This window comes from Gammaproteobacteria bacterium (assembly GCA_011682695.1).
Lineage (GTDB): Bacteria > Actinomycetota > Acidimicrobiia > Spongiisociales > UBA4744 > BMS3Bbin01.
In genome coordinates, this window is the sequence record JAACED010000122.1 from 1 (window position 1) to 2,637 (window position 2,637).

A 2,637-nucleotide genomic window follows, 5' to 3' on the forward strand; every position below is an offset into this window, starting at 1 on the left:
CCAACACCACCCACCAGGCGACGCCCCCGCCCACCTCGCCGAGAGCGGGCACGATTGAGCTCGAACCATCGGCGGTGACGAGCTGGAACGCCTCGGCCTCTGCAGGGTCTATCGGGCTGATCTCGGCCCATACCAACGGCCGCTCCCTGGTAACCGTCGCGACGTGATCGAGTATGTTTCCGGCATCATCGGTACCCTGGATCCGAAGCTGGTTGTCCCACGAGGTCTGTCCCGCCGGCATCAGCATCGGCACGTCCGCTACAAACCAGCCCCAGTGCCCCAGCGTGTGGTCAATCTGCTGATCGGAGTAGAACCCGTACACCGTCTGCACCGGGTCGAGGGACTCATTGGTTATCGTCAGCGCGGATACGTCGACGTCGTGGTGGAGATCGGTGATCCTGAAGCGCAAGGGGAGCACCAGCACCTCGTCGTCGGCGACGCTGAACAGGCTACCCGGAACCTGGTCGACGACCGGCGGATGGGGCCCGTCAAGAGTCGTGTCCACGTGGAGGGGAGTGTAGTCGTTGTAGAGGGCCCTTGCACACACCTCCTGTGCAGTTCCGTAGACCGTGATCGGGCTGCCGTCCTCTGCCAGAACCGACCGCCCGACATGGCCTGTCACGGTTGGAGCGCAGCTGTAAATCGGGATCATCTTCATGGCATGGTCGTAACCGTCGCTGAGCGACAGGTTCACAGACCACCGGCCCTGCTCGTCGGTACCTGCTTCGGTCTCGACGTACTTGTCCCAAGCAACGCTCCACCACTTGACCTCAGCGGTGTAGATTTCATCTTTGACGGTCCACGGGTTGGGCGACCGCCAGTCACCGTCCACACAGTCCGGGCTGCGAATGCCAACCGGGCCGAGGCCCTTGAGCTCGAACTCCTCGGTCACCACGTCGGCGCCGAAGAGCAACGGGATCAGCTGGGCGTGGTCCGCGGTGTGATCGCCCACAACGTCGTGAACGCCGTAAAGCAACGCCCGCTCGGCGAAGCCTCCTTGGCCGTCATCCACCTCGAAGCGGAAGCTGTTGGCGCCGTAGACGACGTTTGGAATCTGGATGGTGGTCGAGTCCTCACCTTGGGGAACCGTCACCTCGAGATCAGGGGTGACCTTTCGGGTCACACATCCAGGCTCGTCGCGACCGGCGAACGGGAAGGCATCCGGCCACAGAATGTCGATCGGGTCGCCGTCTCCGTCGAGCGCCTCAAAGGTCTCTTCGTTCAAGAACACGCGGATAGTGGCGCCGGCGAGACTCGCTCCCGGCTCGGGGTCGAGACGAACGGTGACCGAGCCGTAGCAGAGAAAGCGGCTCGCGTTCTCGGGGCAATTCCAGGTCGCCGATTCGAAAATCGGCACCGGACGTGGCGCTGACCACACGGGGGTAACTACTGGATCGCCCGGCGGGTTCCAGGTGTTGCCGAGGTAGAACCAGTCTGCCCCCGCACCCCCTCTGATCCGATAGTGGTATGTCGAACCGGAATTGACGGTACGGTCTGCGAAGGACCTGTAGGACTCGATGCCCGAGTCACCGTCTTGGTTTCCGGGCTCCGGCAAAGCGATCCAGGTTTGGCCTCCGTCGTCACTGCGGTGGAGCTCAAGACCTGTGTTTGAGCGTTGCCCCCAGGTGAGCAGCACAGCCTCCGGGAAAACATACGAGGTCCGGAACGAGTAATAACCCCCACTAAAGCGCTCGATCACCACGTCGACGCTGTCGCATCCGAGATCGGGAACGCCCAACACGCACGGTAGGTCGCCCCCACGAAGAACCTCGTCTGTCGGCGTCGAACCCGGTAATGCGATCACCAGCCGCACCCTGTAGGACGGGTCGGCGCCAGAGGTCACAAAGGTGTCAGTGAGACCAGTCGCCAGGTGCACGAGGTCCATCGGGTCCGAGCCGTCGTCGCGGAGCACCGCGAACCAGGTCTGGTAGCCGCTCGGAACGATCGAGGCCGAAGCGTCCATGGGCAGCACGTCGCCATCGCCGTACACACGTCCTGCAGGCTCGCCGATGACGGTCCGGAGCTCGTCGTCGAGATTGGTCACACTCACATCGGCCGCGTTGAGGCCCGCGTAGTCGAGGTCGGCACTCGTCGCCGGCAATGTCTGAACTGTGTACTGGACGTCGCCGTCGACGTCGGGGTCGTCCACGCCGGTCACCGTGGCCTGTTGGGGCGTCGACCAGCTCAGAGAATCGAAGAGCACGCTCGTCGGCGAAACGGTTCCCTCGGTTGCGTCGCCGCTCGCCAGCTCGATCGTCACGCCATCCGTCGGCTGCGAGGTCAAGACCAGTGTGAAGCTTGCCGAGCCGCCCTCCTCGCTCGTCTGCAGGCTCAGCGGAGTCACCTCGACCCCTGCCAGGTCGTCGTCGACGATCGTCACGGTAGTCGTGTCCCCCGCCCGGAGGACGGCGTTCTGAGGATTGCTCAGGGTGACCGTGAAGTCCTCGTCACCTTCGGTTAGGGCATCGTCAATGATCGGCACTGTGATGGCGCCACTCGTCTGTCCGGCGGGGATGTCGAGGGTCCCCGTGGCCGATACGTAGTCCTCTCCGCTGGTGGCCGAGCCGTCCCCGGTGGCGAAATCCACCGAGACGTCTTGGGGCGCGGCAAAGGACAGGGTCACCACGACCGAGATCT

1 protein-coding gene is annotated in these 2,637 nt (G+C 63.9%); it reads right to left on the reverse strand.

The annotated features are described in order from the left end of the window. Window positions 1–2,637: hypothetical protein (locus GWP04_12680; protein NIA26392.1), on the reverse strand; the 2,637-nt coding region annotated here is incomplete at both ends.